The organism is Streptomyces sp. DSM 41931 (assembly GCF_050271085.1).
Lineage (GTDB): Bacteria > Actinomycetota > Actinomycetes > Streptomycetales > Streptomycetaceae > Streptomyces > Streptomyces albogriseolus.
On the sequence record NZ_CP189902.1, the window covers coordinates 2369374 to 2384247 of the forward strand.

At 74.6% G+C, this 14874-nt stretch carries 11 protein-coding genes; 7 read left to right on the top strand and 4 right to left on the bottom strand.

Features of this window, described 5'->3' with window-relative positions:
• Positions 1-7: 7 nt before the first annotated feature.
• From ACP7TJ_RS11000 to ACP7TJ_RS11015, 4 genes are all read left to right on the top strand, one after another.
• Positions 8-421, top strand: coding sequence for a globin (locus ACP7TJ_RS11000; RefSeq protein ID WP_033274617.1), 414 nt, complete (start codon positions 8-10; stop codon positions 419-421).
• 187 nt (positions 422-608) lie between these two features.
• Positions 609-3854 (top strand): FtsX-like permease family protein, encoded by a 3246-nt coding sequence (locus ACP7TJ_RS11005; protein WP_370163573.1) that lies wholly within the window; start codon positions 609-611, stop codon positions 3852-3854.
• Position 3855: 1 nt separating this feature from the next.
• Positions 3856-6609, top strand: coding sequence for an ABC transporter permease (locus ACP7TJ_RS11010; RefSeq protein WP_427762973.1), 2754 nt, complete (start codon positions 3856-3858; stop codon positions 6607-6609).
• Positions 6610-6706: 97 nt separating this feature from the next.
• A complete protein-coding gene (locus ACP7TJ_RS11015) occupies positions 6707-7678 on the top strand; it encodes an ABC transporter ATP-binding protein (protein WP_189909774.1) in 972 nt (323 codons plus the stop codon).
• Positions 7679-7737: 59 nt separating this feature from the next.
• Here ACP7TJ_RS11015 and ACP7TJ_RS11020 read toward each other — a convergent pair whose 3' ends face one another.
• From ACP7TJ_RS11020 to ettA, 3 genes are read right to left on the bottom strand one after another with little or no spacing between them, the layout of a single operon-like run.
• A complete protein-coding gene (locus ACP7TJ_RS11020) occupies positions 7738-8403 on the bottom strand; it encodes a hypothetical protein (protein ID WP_167741772.1) in 666 nt (221 codons plus the stop codon).
• Positions 8400-8825 carry an acyl-CoA thioesterase gene (locus ACP7TJ_RS11025; RefSeq protein WP_006134697.1) on the bottom strand — a complete coding sequence of 142 codons (426 nt, stop codon included), beginning with the start codon at positions 8823-8825 and terminating at the stop codon, positions 8400-8402. Before ACP7TJ_RS11025 ends, ACP7TJ_RS11020 begins: the two co-directional genes overlap by 4 nt.
• Before the next feature lie 4 nt (positions 8826-8829).
• On the bottom strand, positions 8830-10494 hold the full coding sequence (gene ettA, locus ACP7TJ_RS11030; RefSeq protein ID WP_093765770.1) for an energy-dependent translational throttle protein EttA: 1665 nt from the start codon (positions 10492-10494) through the stop codon (positions 8830-8832).
• A 186-nt stretch (positions 10495-10680) separates the two neighbouring features.
• Here ettA and ACP7TJ_RS11035 point away from each other — a divergent pair, with 186 nt between their 5' ends.
• From ACP7TJ_RS11035 to ACP7TJ_RS11045, 3 genes are all read left to right on the top strand, one after another.
• Positions 10681-11574 carry an aminoglycoside phosphotransferase family protein gene (locus ACP7TJ_RS11035; protein WP_093765771.1) on the top strand — a complete coding sequence of 298 codons (894 nt, stop codon included), beginning with the start codon at positions 10681-10683 and terminating at the stop codon, positions 11572-11574.
• A gap of 112 nt (positions 11575-11686) precedes the next feature.
• Positions 11687-12757, top strand: coding sequence for a cation diffusion facilitator family transporter (locus ACP7TJ_RS11040; RefSeq protein WP_427762976.1), 1071 nt, complete (start codon positions 11687-11689; stop codon positions 12755-12757).
• Positions 12754-13254 carry an HAD domain-containing protein gene (locus ACP7TJ_RS11045; protein ID WP_427762978.1) on the top strand — a complete coding sequence of 167 codons (501 nt, stop codon included), beginning with the start codon at positions 12754-12756 and terminating at the stop codon, positions 13252-13254. The genes ACP7TJ_RS11040 and ACP7TJ_RS11045 overlap by 4 nt, the downstream gene beginning before the upstream one ends.
• A gap of 41 nt (positions 13255-13295) precedes the next feature.
• Here ACP7TJ_RS11045 and ACP7TJ_RS11050 read toward each other — a convergent pair whose 3' ends face one another.
• Entirely contained in the window at positions 13296-14717 is a 1422-nt protein-coding gene (locus ACP7TJ_RS11050) for a Cys-Gln thioester bond-forming surface protein (protein WP_401408859.1), read from the bottom strand.
• Between the last annotated feature and the right edge of the window lie 157 nt (positions 14718-14874).

The window sequence follows — 14874 nt, forward strand, 5'->3', positions numbered from 1 at the left end:
TGAGACCATGGACGGCGTGACAGAGATTCGGCGCGGCACGCTTCAGGAGCAGACCTTCTACGAGCAGGTCGGCGGGGAGGAGACCTTCCGCCGGCTCGTCCACCGTTTCTACCAAGGTGTGGCCGAGGACCCGCTGCTGCGGCCCATGTACCCGGAGGAGGACCTGGGCCCGGCCGAGGAGCGCCTCGCGCTGTTCCTCATGCAGTACTGGGGCGGTCCGACCACCTACAGCCAGAACCGGGGCCATCCGCGGCTGCGGATGCGGCACGTCCCCTTCAAGGTCGACCGGGCGGCGCACGACGCGTGGCTGAAGCACATGCGGGACGCCGTGGACGAACTGGGTCTGTCCGAGGAGCACGAGCAGACCCTGTGGAAGTACCTGACCTACGCGGCCGCCTCCATGATCAATTCCCCGGACTGACGGGCACCGGCCGGCCGGGGTCACATGGTCGTCACATTCCGAGCACGCGACTCCGCATTGCGATCACGATCAGGTCAAAAGCGGACGCAGACCGGTGCTGCCCGCCGTGTCCCTCTGACACCATCCCCGAGAGGTCTGGACAACGCGGGGGGTCGCGGTGGATGCCGCTGGGGGATCGGCGAGATTCGTGCTCGCCCGCGCGCGGGCGCACCGTCCCCTGCTCGCCGCCGCGCTGCTGGCCGTCCTGCTGACCACGACCGTCCTGGCCACCCTCACCGCCTACTCCACGGCGATCGGCGACGCGGCCCTGCGGCACGCGCTCGCGAACCCCCGTGACGCCGCCGCGACCACGCTGCTCGTCAAGGCCGAGTCGCTGCCCGAGGGCCGCCGGGCCGCCGCCGACGCCGCCGTGCGCCGGGCGGCCGAGCGGGCCTACGACGGCCTGCCGGTGACCCTGCGCACCCTGGCCCGGTCCGGCCCGTACGGCCTGCCGCCCTCCCTGCGCCCGGCGGACCGGCGCGCCGGGGGCGAGGAGGCCGACCTCACGCACATCGCGGCGCTCGACCGGACCCAGGTGCGCCTCACCGAGGGCCGGATGCCCGCCGCGCGCCCCGCAGGACCGGACATCGAGGTCGCCCTCCCCGTCGCCGCCGCCCGTGACCTGGGGCTGCGGCCCGGCGCCCGGCTCACCCTGGACAACCGGCTCAAGGGCCCTCCGGCGCGGGTGCTCGTCACCGGCCTGTACCGCCCGGCCGACACCTCCGCGCCCTACTGGCAGCTCGACGAGCTCGCAGGCCGCGGCGTCGTCACCGTCCACTTCACCACCTACGGCCCGCTGCTCGCCGACCCCGCCGCGATGAGCGGGGGCCGGGTCAGCGCGGGGCCCGTGGGCTGGCTGGCCTCGGCCGACTTCTCCGGGATGACCACCGGCCGGATCGACGCGCTGCGCACCGCCATGAAGGAGGGCGTGGCCGCGCTGCCCTCCGCGCCCGCCCTGCACGGCTCGGCGACCGCCGCCGGGAACCTGCCCGCCACCCTGGACCGCGTCGAGCGCTCCCTGTTCGTCTCCCGCTCCACGCTGCTCGTCGTGATCCTCCAGCTCGCCCTGCTCGCCGCGTGCGCCCTGCTGCTCGTGGCCCGGCTGCTGACCGCCGACCGCGCAGCGGAGACCCGGCTGCTGCGCGCCCGCGGAGCCTCCCGCGCCCGGGTGGCACGGCTCGCCGCCCTGGAGGCGCTGCTGCTGGCCGCCCCCGCGGCGCTGTGCGCGCCGCTGCTGGCGGGCCCGCTCACCCGGCTGCTCGCCGGGCGGGGCGCGCTGGCCCGGATCGGGCTGCGCCTGGACGCCTCCGTCACCTCGGTCGCCTCGCAGGGCACGGTGTGGCTGGTGTCGGTGGGGGTGGCGCTGGGCTGCGCGCTCGCCGTCACGCTCCCCGCGCTCACCACCCCGTACGCCCCCGGCCGCGCCAAGCCGCTGCCCGGACCGGTGCGGGCGGGCGGGGACCTGGGGCTGCTGGTGGTGGCCGGACTGGCGTACTGGCAGCTGAGCCGCCGGCCGGCCGGGGCCGTCGGCGAGGATCTCGGCGTCGATCCCCTGCTGGTGACCGCCCCGGCGCTGGCGCTGCTCGCCGGCACGGTGCTGACCCTGCGGCTGCTGCCGCTGCCGGCCCGGCTCGCCGAACGCCGGGCGGCCCGCAGCCGGGGGCTGTCGGGGGCGCTGGCCGGGTGGCAGCTCGGCCGCCGCCCGATGCGCGGCGCGGGTCCGGTGCTGCTGCTGGTGCTCGCCGTGGCGCTGGGCATGCTGGCGGTCGGCCAGGGCTCCTCCTGGGAGCGCTCGCAGGACGACCAGGCGGACTTCCGGGCCGGCACGCAGGTGCGCGTCCTGTCCAGCGGCACCGAGGGCCCCGGACGCGGCGCCGCCTACGCGGCCGTCCCCGGCGTCGCCTCGGCCTCCCCCGCCTTCCGTACGACCGTGGCGCTGTCCGGCGGGCGGCAGGCGACGGTGCTGGCGCTGGCCACCGAGGGGACCGCGGACACCCTGCTGATGCGCCCGGACCTGGCGGACGTGCCGGTGCGCACGGCGCTGTCCGGGCTGGCGCCGAAGGGCGGCACGGCGGGCGTACGGATACCGGCGGGCACCGCGCGGCTCGCGCTGACGGCGTCCCTGCGCGGCGCGGACGCCGCCGCCACCGCCGACGTGACCGCCACCGTGGAGGACGCCCACGGCACCCCGTACCCGCTCGTGTTCGGCGAGCTGCCCCAGGACGGGCGGCCGCACGATCTGACCGTGGACCTCGCGGCCGTCGCCGGGGGCCCGGCCGGCCCGCTCACCCTGACCGGGTTCCATGTGAACCTGCCGCAGCCGGTCGGGCCGCCCGGACGGAGCCGGCTCGCCCTCACCGCGCTGACCGCCACGGACACCGCAGACCGGGACCGCGCCCTGCCGCTGGCGGCCCGCTGGCGGCCGTCGCTCGACGGCGACGGCCCGGACACCGCCGACGACGACACCGTACGGCCGCGCATGGCCGCCGGCGCCCCCGCCACCGTCGACTTCACCGCCACGCCCCTCCCGCCCGACATGGGCTGGCTGCCCACGACGCTCACGCTCGACCTGCGCGTCCCGCAGCCGCCGGTGCCCGTGGTGGAGGGGGTGGCGACGGACCGGTACCTGGAGTCGGCCGGCGCCCGGGTCGGGCAGCGGCTGAGCGTGCAGCTCGGCGGCGGCACCGTCCCGGTGCGCATCGCCCACGCGGTGCGGGCGCTGCCCACCACCCCGTCGGGCGGGGCGGACGACGACGGCGGCGCCCTGCTGCTCGACCTGGCCTCCGTCAACCGCGCGCTCCAGGCCGGCAAGGGCGGGGCGGTGCTGCCCAACGAGTGGTGGCTGGCCACCCGGCCGGGCGCGTCCGCGCAGGCCGCGGCGGCCCTGCGGAGCCGGCCCGACATCGACCCGTCCCGGGTGGTGGTGCGCGACGAGATCGCGGCCCGGCTGCGCGACGACCCGTTCGGTGCCGGCCCCGGCAACGCCTTCGCGGCGGCGGCCTTCGCGGCGGCGGCCCTGACGGCGGTCGGCTTCGCGGTGAGCGCGGCCGGCTCGCTGCGGGAGCGGTCCGCCGAGTTCGGGGTGCTCCGCGCCCTGGGCGCCTCCCGGCGCCGGCTGGCGCGCGTGATTCTCGTCGAGCACGGGGTGCTGGTGGGGACGGCGCTCGCGGTGGGCGTGCTGCTCGGCTCGGTGCTGGCCCGGGCGGTGATCCCGCTGGTCATGCTGACCGCCGAGGCCGCCCGCCCGCTGCCCGGGGTGCTGGTGGTGCTGCCACCGCTGCGGGTGGCGGCGCTGCTGGCCGCGGTGGCGGCCGCCCCGCTCGTGATCACGGCCGTCCTGGCCCTGCGCAGGGTCGACGCGGTGTCCTCGCTGCGCGACCGGGGAGGTGAGTGAGGTGACCGTACGGCCCTCCGGGCGGACGCGGACGGCCGCCTCACGGGTGACCGCGCCCTGGGTGCGCACCCGGCTGCGGACCGCGCCGGGCGCCGCGGCGGCGCTCGCGCTGCTGGTCGCGGTGACCGCGTTCCTCGCCGCCGCGCTGCCGCCCGCGCTGGACCGGTACGACGAGGAGGCCATGCGCCGCGCGCTGGAGGCGGCGGGGCCCACCCGCACCACCGTCCAGGTCCAGACCTCGGACGCCGACATGCTCCTGAGCGACAGGCCGTGGGAGGACCTGCTGTCCCGGAAGGCGGTGGAGGGCCCGTTCGCGAAGCTGCTCGCGCTGCCGGGCCGTGCGCTGCCGCTGGACGCGGACCAGTCGTCGGCCGGGGTGCGCACCACCCGGAGCCTCAAGGCCCCCGACCCGTACCTGTCCCAGCCGGACGGCGTCGCCCCGGTGTTCCACCTCGTCGCCCAGGGCGGCGTCGCCGAGCACTCCCGGCTCAGGGAGGGCCGGCTGCCGAAGGCCCCGGAGGACGCCGGTCGCGGGGCCGCCGCCCTGGAGGCCGCCGTCACCACCGAGACGGCCGCGAAGCTGAACATCCGGGTGGGCTCGGTCGTCCACCTCCCCCGGGCGGAGGGCGACCCGCTCGCCGTGCGCGTCACCGGCCTGGTCGTGCCCCGCGAGCCGGACGGCGCGTACTGGTCCACGCTGCCCGGGCTGAGCCGGCCGGACCTCATGGTCACCCAGGGCCCGGTCCCCAGCCAGTACTGGGCCGGCACCCTGCTGGTGGCGCCGGACTCGGGACCGGCGCTGCTGAGCGTCCCGGCAGCGCCCGCGCGGTACTGGATGCTGGCCCCCGACCTCTCGGCACTTCAGGGCCGTGACCTGGAGAAGCAGGCGTCGGCCGTCGCCTCCCTGGAGGGCGGGCCGCTGCTGGAGCGGATGACCTCGGCCGTCTCGCCGTACCTGGAGGTGTCCACCGAGCTCGACGGCGTGCTCGTCGGACACCAGGAGCTGTGGTCGGCCGTCGGCCCTCTCGTCGCGGTCGCCGCCTTCGGCACCGGCACGGTCGCGGCCGTGGTCCTGTGCATGGCGGGCGGCCTCGCCGCCGAGCGGCGCCGCGCCGAGCTCACCCTGCTGCGCGCCAGAGGCGCCTCGCTCCGCGGTCTGGCGGGCCGGCTGCTGGCGGAGACGGCGGTGGTCGCCGTACCCGCCGCCGCCCTCGGCCTGCTGGCCGCCCGGCTCGCCGTCGGCGCCGGCCGGCCGGCGCAGTCCGCGGCCGCGGCGGGGGCCGTCGCTCTGACCGCCGTCCTCGCGCTGCCGCTGCGCGCCGTGGCCGTCCACCGTGCGGTGGGGGTGCACACCGGCCGCGAGGACGTCGTCCGGGCCCGCCCGTCCAAACGGCGCCTGGTCGCCGAGGTGACGCTGCTGGCCGTGGCGGTGGGCGCGGTCCTGACGCTGCGCACCCGCGGCACGTCCGCCGAGGGCGACCCCAGCGGCGACGAACTGGTGTCGCTGGCCCCCGTGCTGGTGGCGGTGATCGCCGCCCTGGTGCTGGTGCGCCTGTACCCGCTGCCGCTGCGCGGTCTGGCCCGCCCGGCGCGGCGGATGCGGGGCGTGGTCGGCCCGCTGTCGCTGGCCCGGGCGGGACGCGCGGGGGGTTCCACGGTGCTGCCGCTGCTCGCGCTGCTGACCGCGCTGACCACCGCCGCGTTCGGCGGTTCGGTCCTCACCGGGGTGACCGACGCCCGCGAGCGCGCGTCCGTGTTCGCCGTCGGCGCCGACGCGCGCGTCGACAACCTCGACGAGCGGGCGCCGGGCGTCGAGGAACGGGTCCGGCGCGCCCCAGGCGTCGAGGACGTCACCCCCGTCAAGGTGTCGTACAACGCGCTCGTCGGGAACACACGCGTGTCGCTGGCCGGGGTCGAACCGGACGCGTACGCGGCGCTGAGCGGGCGCCTGGACGTCGGCGCCTTCGACGCGGACGTGCTGAAGGCGGCCGGTGAGGACGCGGTGCCCGCGCTGGGCTCACCCGCCCTGGCCGAGCGGTTCGGCGACGCCCCGTTCCCGGTGATCCTGGAGGACGGCGACTCGTTCACCGCGCGGATCGTGGCGGTCCGCACCTGGACCCCGGTGCTCGGCGCGGACGACTTCCTGGTGGTGGACGGCTCCGCCCTGCGCGCCGGCCTCGAACCGCCCACCGGGCTGCTGGTCACCGGCGAGCACGCGGACGGGGCGGCGCTGCGGAAGGCCGCGGGCGACGACGCGCGGGTCCGGCTCCGGTCGGACGAGGTCGCCGCCACCGTCGAGTCCCCCCTGCAGACCGGCGCCGAGCGCGTCTACGCGGCCGCGGTGGCGGCGGGCGCCGGGTACGCCGCGCTCGCCCTGCTGCTGACCCTGCTGCGCGCCGCACCGGAACGCGCCGCGCTGCTGGCCCGGCTGCGCACCATGGGCCTGACCCGCGCCCAGGGCAGGCGGCTGCTGATCCTGGAGTCGCTGCCGCAGGCGCTGCTCGCGGCGGTCGGCGGCGCCCTCACCGCCTGGGCGGCGATCCGGCTGCTGGCGCCCGGCATCGACCTCACGACCATCGCCGTCTCCACCGGCGCGCCCGCGGCGGGCCGCGTCCTGCTGCACCCGGACCGGCTGTCCCTGCTGCTGCCGGCGCTGGCGGTGGTCGCCCTGACCGTCGGCATCGCGGCGGCCCAGGCCTGGTGGTCGGGGCGCAGGGGCGCGGTGCGCGAGCTGCGGGCGGGTGACGCGCGATGACCACGCCCGTGTCCGCGTCTGGCTCCGTCTCCGTGCCTGGCTCCGTCTCCGTGAGCGCCTTCGTGACGCGTCGACTTCTCCCCGCAGGAGGCCCCCGATGACCTCGGACCCGACCCTCGCCGACCTCACCGAACGCGTCGCCGCCCGCCGCGACCGGCCCGCGTACGGCCATGACGCGCTCATCACCTGTGACCGTCTGGTCCGCGTGTTCACCGCGGACGGCGTGGAGGTGCAGGCGCTCCAAGGGCTCGACCTGCTGGTGCGGGAGGGCGAGCTGATGGCGCTGGTCGGCGCCTCCGGCAGCGGCAAGTCGACCCTGATGAACATCCTGGCCGGGCTGGACACCCCCACGGCCGGCGCGGCCCGGGTGGCGGGCCGCGACCTGCTGACGATGTCCGCGCGGGACCGGCTCGCCTACCGCCGTGAGGTCGTCGGCTTCGTGTGGCAGCAGACCTCCCGCAACCTGCTGCCGTATCTGACGTCGGCGCAGAACGTGGCGCTGCCGATGCAGCTCTCCGGCCGCCGCGGCGGACGCTCCCGGTCCGCGCGCCGGGCCCGGGCCGAACGCGCGCTGGAGCTGCTGGAGCTGCTGGAGGTGGCGGACTGCCGGGACCGGCGCCCGCACGAGATGTCCGGCGGCCAGCAGCAGCGGGTCGCCATCGCCGTGGCCCTCGCGGGCGACCCTGCGGTGCTGCTCGCGGACGAACCGACCGGCGAGCTGGACTCGCACACCGGCGAGCAGATCTTCGCCGCGTTCCGCACGGCCAACGAGCGGCTCGGCACGACCGTCGTGATCGTCACCCACGACCAGGCGGTGGCGAACGAGGTCAGCCGCACGGTCGCCATCCGCGACGGCCGCACCTCCACGGAGGTGCTGCGCCGCAGCGAGGTGGACGCGGCCACCGGCGACGAGAAGGTGGTCGCCCGCGAGTACGCGATGCTCGACCGCGCCGGCCGCCTGCAGCTCCCGGCCGAGTACACCAGCGCCCTGGGCATGCGCGACCGCGTGGCCCTGGAACTGGAGCCGGACCACATCGCGGTCCGCCCGGACGACAGCGGCCGGGAGTAGCCGGGCGGGCCGTGTTTCGGGCCACCGGCGGACGGGGACGGAAGAGGCGTCTGTCGGCGTCAGCGGACGCTGAGGCCGAGCGCGCCCACGCCCGCACGCCGGACCGCGACCGACCCGTAGGGCGTCCGCAGCCGCAGCCACGCGCCGGACGAGAACAGGGTCTGGTCGTCGCCCCGCAGGAAGCCGAGCGACTGGGCGGCGTGCACCGCCCGCACGGGCAGACCGGTGTCCGCGACCGTCCGGGACCATATCTCCCGCCCGACCCGGTCGAGTTCGGCCCGCGTGCGCTGCTCGGGCGCCAACCGCTCGGTGCGGGAACGGAACTCGGCGACCGACGCGGCGACGAGCCGGCGCAGCCGCTCGGGCTCGGGCAGGCCGGGCTCGGCACGCCAGCCGCCGCGCGGCGGGAGCACCCCGGCCCACGGCGGCCCGGTGACCGCCGCCGGGACGGCCGCGGTGGCGGCGGACTCGTCCACCGACTCCAGCAGCTCACCGGCGGACACGGTCACGTCCAGGGTGACGTCGAGCCCGTTCTCGTACGGCTTGGCCAGCCGCACGGCGCGGATCGCCAGCACCTCGAACGAGGGGGGACGGCCGAAGACCGCGAGCGCCGTGCCGGCCGCCTGGAGGCGGACGGCGGCGCCGCGGTCGTAGTGCAGCAGCCGGGACAGGAAGGCCGCGAGATCCGCGGCCTCCCCCTCGTCGGCGAGGTGGAGCACCGTCATGCGGCGACGGCCTCCTCCTTGTCACCGGCGGTGGCGTCGTCCGTGTACTCCTGGAGGAACTCGCGCTCCTCCGCGGTGAGCCGCCGGGGACGCTGTGCCTCGAAGTCGAACGGCACGATCACCGTCGACGCGCGGACGTAGACCAGGTCGTCGTCCTTCACCTCGTAGGTGAGGGTGAAGGACGCCGCCCGGATCTCCGTGACCCACAGCTCGATGTCGACCGGGTGGTGCCGGTGCACGAGCTGCCGCTTGTAGTCGATCTCGTGGCGCGCCACCACGGACCCCTGCTTGAAGTCCTTCTCCGGGCGGAACAGGAAGTCGATACGGGCCTCCTCCAGATAGCGGAGGAACACCACGTTGTTGACGTGGCCGTACGCGTCCATGTCCGCCCAGCGCAGCGGGCAGCGGTAGATGTGCCGCAAGAGATCAGCCCCGGGTCAGCTTCTTGTAGGTGGCGCGGTGCGGCCGCGCCGCGTCCGGGCCGAGCCGCTCGATCTTGTTCTTCTCGTACGACTCGAAGTTGCCCTCGAACCAGAACCACTTGGAGTCGCCCTCGTAGGCCAGGATGTGCGTGGCCACGCGGTCGAGGAACCACCGGTCGTGGGAGACGACCACGGCGCAGCCGGGGAACTCCAGCAGCGCGTTCTCCAGGGAGGACAGCGTCTCGACGTCGAGGTCGTTGGTCGGCTCGTCGAGGAGCAGCAGGTTGCCGCCCTGCTTGAGGGTGAGCGCGAGGTTGAGGCGGTTGCGCTCACCGCCGGAGAGCACACCGGCCGGCTTCTGCTGGTCCGGGCCCTTGAAGCCGAACGCGGACACGTAGGCCCGGCTCGGCATCTCGACCTGTCCGACGTTGATGTAGTCGAGCTCGTCGGAGACGACCGCCCACAGCGTCTTCTTCGGGTCGATGTTCTCGCGGCTCTGGTCGACGTAGGAGATCTTGACGGTGTCGCCGACCTTGATGGACCCGGAGTCGGGCTGCTCGATCCCCTGGATCATCTTGAACAGCGTGGTCTTGCCTGCGCCGTTCGGGCCGATGATGCCGACGATGCCGTTGCGCGGGAGGGTGAAGCTGAGGTCGTCGATGAGGAGCTTGTCGCCGAAGCCCTTGGTGAGGTTGTTGACCTCGACCACGACGTTGCCCAGACGCGGGCCCGGCGGGATCTGGATCTCCTCGAAGTCCAGCTTCCGCATCTTGTCGGCCTCGGCGGCCATCTCCTCGTAGCGGGCCAGACGCGCCTTGGACTTGGCCTGCCGCCCCTTGGCGTTCGACCGCACCCACTCGAGCTCTTCCTTCAGACGCTTCTGCCGCTTGGCGTCCTTCTGGCCCTCGACCTTGAGGCGGGCGGCCTTGGTCTCCAGGTACTTGGAGTAGTTGCCCTCGTAGCCGTGCAGACGGCCGCGGTCGACCTCGCAGATCCACCCGGCGACGTTGTCGAGGAAGTACCGGTCGTGGGTCACGGCCACGACGGTGCCCTCGTACTTGGCGAGGTGCTGCTCCAGCCAGTTCACCGACTCGGCGTCGAGGTGGTTGGTCGGCTCGTCGAGCAGCAGCAGGTCGGGCTGCTCCAGCAGCAGCTTGCACAGCGCGACGCGGCGCTTCTCACCGCCGGAGAGGTTGGTGACGGCCCAGTCGCCGGGCGGGCAGCCCAGGGCGTCCATGGCCTGCTCGAGCTGGGCGTCGAGGTCCCAGGCGTTGGCGTGGTCCAGCTCCTCCTGCAGCTTGCCCATCTCTTCGAGCAGCGCGTCGGAGTAGTCGGTCGCCATCTGCTCGGCGATCTCGTTGAACCGGTCGAGCTTGCCCTTGATCTCGGCAACGCCGTCCTGCACGTTCTCCAGGACCGTCTTCGACTCGTCCAGCGGCGGCTCCTGGAGCAGGATGCCGACGGTGTAGCCGGGCGTGAGGAACGCGTCACCGTTCGAGGGCTGCTCCAGCCCCGCCATGATCTTCAGAACGGTCGACTTACCGGCGCCGTTCGGGCCGACGACGCCGATCTTCGCCCCGGGGAGGAAGTTCAGGGTGACGTCGTCGAGGATCACCTTGTCGCCGTGCGCTTTGCGCGCCTTGCGCATGGTGTAAATGAACTCAGCCAAGAGAAACCGTCCGGCAACTTGAAATCTGGCAGTGGGCAGATACACCCCATCTTGCCCGACCGCCACCCCTGGGGGGAAACCCGTATCGCCGCACCGGCCTGACCTGCGGATGCGCGGCTGCGGGGCGCGGCACGGCTGTCACTCTCGGTGACGAGGTCCCGATCACCTCCCGTAGGGTGCATGCGCATGACCGACGCTGAGATCGAGATCACCGCGGATCTGGTCCGCGATCTGCTGCGGGAGCAGCATCCGGACCTCGCGGGACTCCCCGTCCGTGAGGTGGCGGGCGGCTGGGGCAACCAGATGTGGCGTCTCGGGGACGGGTTGGCGGTGCGTATGCAGCGTATGGATCCCACCCCGCGGCTCCAGCTCAACGAGCGGCGGTGGCTGCCCGTGCTGGCCCCGCGCCTGCCGCTTCCGGTGCCGACCCCGGTGCGGTCCGGCGAACCGTCCGCCCGCTTCCCCAAGCACTGGACCGTGATGACGTGGGTTCCCGGCGAACCGCTGGACCACTCCTCGATCAGCCGCGGCGATCACGCGGCCGGCACCCTGGCGGGCTTCCTCAAGGCACTCCATGTGGAGGCGCCCGCCGACGCGCCGGTCAGCGGGGACCGCGGCGGCCACCCCAGGACGTGCACGGACGGCTTCGACCGGTTCTTCCACGCCGTCGTCCCCGGCGGCCTCGCCGACGACGTCCGGGCCGTCTGGGACGACGCCGTCGCGGCGCCCGAGTGGGAGGGGCCGCCGCTGTGGGTGCACGGCGACCTGCATCCGGCCAACGTGGTCGTCTCGGACGGGACGCTCTCGGGCGTGATCGATTTCGGTGACATGTTCGCCGGCGATCCGGCCTGGGATCTCGCGGCCGCGTGGGTCGTCCTTCCCGCGGGCACCGCCTCACGCTTCTTCGACGCCTACGGGCAGGCGGACGCGGGGACGATCCGGCGCGCCCGCGGGCTGGCCGCGCTGAAGAGTCTGTTCCTCATGCTGATGGGCCGGAACGGGGACCGGGGCCTTCCCGGCGGCAAGCCTGCGTGGGGGCCCGCGGGCCGGGCGGCGCTCGATCGCGTCCTGAGAGACTGACGCACGGCATGGACCAACTGCCGCCCTGAGGCTGTTGCGAGCGCATCGCACCTGGTCAGGACGTGTACGACGGCTGTAGCCGCAATCGAGTTCGTGTGCCACGGTGAGCCGCATGGAAGGGAAGCAGCACGCGCACCACGACCATGGCGGCCCGACGCGGACGAAGCGGCTGAAGCGGCTGAGGCACCGGCTCGCCCACCTCCTCACGCCGCACAGCCACGAGGCCGGCGCCACGGTGGACACGGCGATGGAGACCTCCCGCGAGGGCATGCGCACCCTGTGGATCTCACTGGTCGTCCTGGGTGTCACCACCGTCGTCCAGGCCGTGATCGTCGCCCTGTCCGGTTCGGTGGCCCTGCTCGGCGACACCGTCCACAACGCCGCCGACGCCCTGACCGCCGTCCCGCTGGGCATCGCCTTCCTCCTCGGCCGGCGCGCGGCCGACCGCCGCTACACCTACGGCTACGGCCGGGCCGAGGACCTGGCGGGCGTCCTCATCGTCGCCACCATCGCCGCCTCCGCCGTCCTGGCCGCCTGGACAGCCGTCGACCGCCTCCTCCACCCCCGCGACATCACGCATCTGTGGGCCGTGTCCGGCGCCGCGCTGGCCGGCTTCGCCGGCAACGAATGGGTGGCCCGCTACCGCATCCGCACCGGCCGCCGCATCGGCTCCGCGGCCCTGGTCGCCGACGGTCTGCACGCCCGCACCGACGGCTTCACCTCCCTGGCGGTCCTCCTGGGGGCGGGCGGCGCCGCACTCGGCTGGCGCGCCGCCGACCCGGTCGTCGGGCTGCTCATCACCCTCGCCATCCTGATGGTCCTCAAGGACGCCGCCCGCGAGGTGTATCGGCGTCTGATGGACTCCGTCGACCCGGAACTCGTCGCCACGGCCCACGCCACCCTGCGCGGCGTCGACGGCGTCCTCGGCACCGGGCAGGTGCGGATGCGGTGGATCGGCCACACCCTGCGCGCTGAGGCGGACATCGTCGTCGACGCGCGGCTCACCGTGGTCGAGGCCCACCGCATCGCCGTGGCCGCCGAACACGCCCTCATCCACGCCGTCCCCCGCCTGACGGCCGCCACGGTCCACACGGACCACACGGCGGTCGAGGACGACCCCCACGCCACCCTCCACCACCACGCCCCGCCCGCCCGACGACCGGCCCCGGCACCCACAGCATGAGTGCCACAGCGGAGCGTCCTCTCCTCTTCCTCGACATCGACGGGCCACTGATCCCGTTCCGTTCGCCGCAGCCTCCTGCCCCGGCGGCCTCCGACGACGACGGCAACCCCCTGCTCGCTCGGCTCGACCCTGGCATCGGCGCCCGCCTGCTCGCCCTGGGCTGCTCGCTCGTGTGGGCCACCACGTGGATGGAGGAGGCGAACGAGGTCGTCGCCCCGCGCCTCGGGCTGCCCAGGCGTCCGGTGCTGGACTTGCCGCAGGCCGACGAGCCGACCCTTCATGGCCTGCACTGGAAGACCCGCCCCCTCGTCGAGTGGGCCGGCGGCCGGCCGTTCGTCTGGGTCGACGACGAGATAGGCGCCGTCGACCGTCAGTGGGTCGCCGCCGCCCACCCCGGGCCGGCGCTCCTCCACCGCGTCGACCCGGCCAGAGGCCTCCAGGACTCCGACTTCCGCACCCTCACCGACTGGCTCGCCACCCTCGCCCGCCCGTCGTGAGACGCCGTGACGCCGTGGGGCACAAGCCCCGTGCCCGCCCGTCAGCCGTTGTCGCCGGAGGCGCCCTGCCGCCGACGGGTGAAGACCAGGCCCGCGCCGCCGAGGACGACCAGCGCTATGGCGGTGCCGGTGATCCACGGAGTGGCACCGGACGCGCCGGTCTCGGCGAGGTTGGTGTCCGTGACCGGGGCGGACAGCGGGGTGGGCGTCGGACCCGTGAGGGTCTGGGTCGTCGTCCCCGTCTCGGCGGCCCGCGTACGGCAGTCGAGCATCCCGGTGAAGCGCTGCTGGAAGCCGTCCGGCCCCTCGACGGTGAAGTCGTACGGCCGGTCCTCGTTCAGCGGGACCGTCACCGTGTGGGAGCTGCCGGCCTCCACGGTGTACTCGGCACCTGCCAGCTTGAAGGAGAACGCGGCGTCCCCCTGGTTGGCGACCGTGACGTCCACCGCGCCCGCGGCACAGTTCTCGCGGGCCGAGACCGCCGGTATCGCGCCCTCGTTCGCCCAGCCGGCGCTCGCCGTCGCGGAGACGGTCGACTCGCTGGACCCGGCCAGGATCTGCGTCTGGCTCCGGCTCTCGGAGACGAAGGCACGGCCGACCGGCACGCTCGTCGCCGCCTGCACGGTGAGCTGGGCGGTGCCCGCCTCCGCGTCCTCCGGGACCTCGAAGAACAGCTTGCTGCCGTTGCCGGCGGTGGTGACCGGCTCGCCCTTGGCGTCCACGATCCGTATGCCGGAGGTGGCGGCGTCCGCCGGCGGGGAGACCGTCACGCTCCGCGCGTCGGTGCGGACGGTGACCGGGCCGAGCCGCTCGCCCGGGCGGCCGGCGACGACCGGCGGGTCCAGGGTCAGCGACGCCTGCGGCTCCTGCGCCTTCCGCGCCTTCTTCTCGAGGTAGTCGGCGAGCTGCTCGGCCTGCGGGTCGAGCGCGTCGACGTCCACTCCGTCGGAGTGGCGCCATATCGCCACCTGGGTGCCGGCCGCCGCGTCCTGCTCGGTGAGCTGGCCCCGGACGCCCGCCTTCTTCGCGAGCGCCGCCAGGTCGTTCACCTGCGGGTAGGAGTGCTCGAGGATCCAGAGGATCCGGCCGGCGTCCTTGTTGGTGCCCAGCGAGGTGCCGCTCCAGGACGTCTCGTGGTACTTGGCGTCCTGCTGGGTGGGGGTGTGGATGTCGACGCAGTAGGTGTGCAGCATGCCGCCGCCCTCGACGGACATCTCGAACAGCCCCGCCGACACCTGCGTGTCACCGGCGGCTCCGTGGATGACGGCCGCGCCGTACGTCTTGAGCCCGTCGATCGTCGCGGCTGCTCCGTTGTACTGCGGCATCGTCCCGGGGTCGCCCGCGGAGGCCGTTCCGGCACCGGCGAGCACGGTGGTGGCGACGATCCCCGTCACCAGCGTCCCCGCCGCGAGGCGGGCCGACCCACGTCCGCGCAGGCGCCGCGCGGAGAACGAAACAGACACCGAATTCCCTTCCGAGCAGGACCCGTTACGTGGGGGGCGGTCCCACCAGCAGAATCTCCGGCCCCGGGAACCCCGGAACCATGCCCGGCATCCTAAGGAGCCGTCGGACAGCGCTTGCCGGTGATCGCGTCGGAGCCATGATCCGAATCGGAATCGT

Bases quoted from the DNA above. Each gene is read 5' to 3' on its own strand.
- ACP7TJ_RS11000 (WP_033274617.1), top strand. From the start codon at position 8: ATGGACGGCGTGACAGAGATTCGGCGCGGCACGCTTCAGGAGCAGACC.
- ACP7TJ_RS11015 (WP_189909774.1), top strand. From the start codon at position 6,707: ATGACCTCGGACCCGACCCTCGCCGACCTCACCGAACGCGTCGCCGCC.
- ACP7TJ_RS11020 (WP_167741772.1), bottom strand. From the start codon at position 8,403: ATGACGGTGCTCCACCTCGCCGACGAGGGGGAGGCCGCGGATCTCGCG.
- ACP7TJ_RS11035 (WP_093765771.1), top strand. From the start codon at position 10,681: ATGACCGACGCTGAGATCGAGATCACCGCGGATCTGGTCCGCGATCTG.
- ACP7TJ_RS11040 (WP_427762976.1), top strand. From the start codon at position 11,687: ATGGAAGGGAAGCAGCACGCGCACCACGACCATGGCGGCCCGACGCGG.
- ACP7TJ_RS11045 (WP_427762978.1), top strand. From the start codon at position 12,754: ATGAGTGCCACAGCGGAGCGTCCTCTCCTCTTCCTCGACATCGACGGG.